We start from the raw sequence: 778 nt of genomic DNA, 5'->3' as shown, positions 1-778 counted from the left end.
ATTGCTGGCTTCTCGCCTACTTACGAAAGTCCTCGCGGACTTTCTTGGTCGGTAATTATTTACTAAATTAGTTGCTTGAAACACGCAACAAACCATATACAAACACGTTGCCCACAATTTACGAAATGAGCCGAATAAGAGACTTTTTAAACGAATTAGATGATTATGAATTAGCATATTTTGCAAAATTCAAACTTCTGACTTATATGAAAGTTACGCAATCTGGAATAAAAGAATATCTGGCTGAAAGAAATTTGAATGAATCGAAAATTGACAAACTAATTTCTGAAAACCCAAAGTCAAAATTGAACGATGGGAAAAAAAGATGTGAAAGATGTTATTCGGAAAAAATTCGGAGCAATAAAGTGGAATGGACAAATACTGGTGGCGGAATTGGAATTAAAGACGAAATTGCCACTTGGGACGCAATTGGAGGTCGTGTAACTTACAAAGATGAAGTCATTTGTAATGTTTGTGGCTTTTGGTTGGAAGACCCAAATCAGGAAAAACCTTTACCAACTTCGAAAAAAATATTAAACGGAATATGGGAATTTATAATTGGAATTTTGAGTCGTTAAAAAAACTGTGGGCAACACCGTGTATAAAAAATTGCTTAAATTAGTGCTTAATCAAAGTTAATTGCATTTTTGTAAACTTCTATTTTCCTTCGGAAAATAGCCGTTCACTTAAAACGCAACTTTCAATACACAACAACGTTGTGCTTAATTTAAACCAAATCGAAATAAAACTAAAAAAAATGACAAAACAAGAACTTCTA

The 778-nt window shown here is 33.0% G+C and carries 1 protein-coding gene; it reads left to right on the top strand.

The window, feature by feature from the left end:
• Positions 1 to 125: 125 nt before the first annotated feature.
• Entirely contained in the window at positions 126 to 578 is a 453-nt protein-coding gene (locus tag GQS57_RS18400) for a hypothetical protein (protein ID WP_165734430.1), read from the top strand.
• The last annotated feature ends 200 nt before the right edge of the window (positions 579 to 778 follow it).

Source organism: Polaribacter sp. 20A6 (assembly GCF_011378915.1).
GTDB lineage: Bacteria > Bacteroidota > Bacteroidia > Flavobacteriales > Flavobacteriaceae > Polaribacter > Polaribacter sejongensis.
The sequence above is the reverse complement of the archived record's forward strand: the minus strand, read 5'-3'. Positions and strand labels throughout refer to the sequence as shown.

What these genes read in the sequence shown, in the direction of transcription:
- GQS57_RS18400 (WP_165734430.1), top strand. Translation starts at nt 126, where the DNA reads ATGAGCCGAATAAGAGACTTTTTAAACGAATTAGATGATTATGAATTA.